Below are 285 nucleotides of genomic sequence, written 5' to 3'. Positions count from 1 at the left end.
CCGGGCCCGGGCAGCGCCGTGGTGCCCGGCGCGCCGCCGGGCGAGGTGGCCGCTCCCGGCGAGGTGGCCGCTCCCGGCGAGGACGCCGCGCCGGAGGAGGCACCCGCGGTCGCCACCGGACCGGTGCCGCCGCCGGGGTCCGGCCACATGCTCACCGCCAGCACGATGACGAGCAGTCCGGCCGACGCCACGCCGAGACCGGTCAGCAGGCCCCGGGACGACCGGGCGGCACCGGACGCGCGCCGCGCGGACACGCCGACGGGGAGCCGGCCCGGCGCCGCGGAC

1 pseudogene is annotated in these 285 nt (G+C 83.2%); it reads right to left on the bottom strand.

Annotated features, from left to right (window positions below):
• Positions 1-285: pseudogene (locus tag GT045_RS17025) on the bottom strand (hypothetical protein); the annotation flags it as partial.

The organism is Streptomyces sp. SID486, assembly GCF_009865385.1.
GTDB lineage: Bacteria > Actinomycetota > Actinomycetes > Streptomycetales > Streptomycetaceae > Streptomyces.
This window is presented reverse-complemented; position numbering and strand designations above follow the sequence as displayed.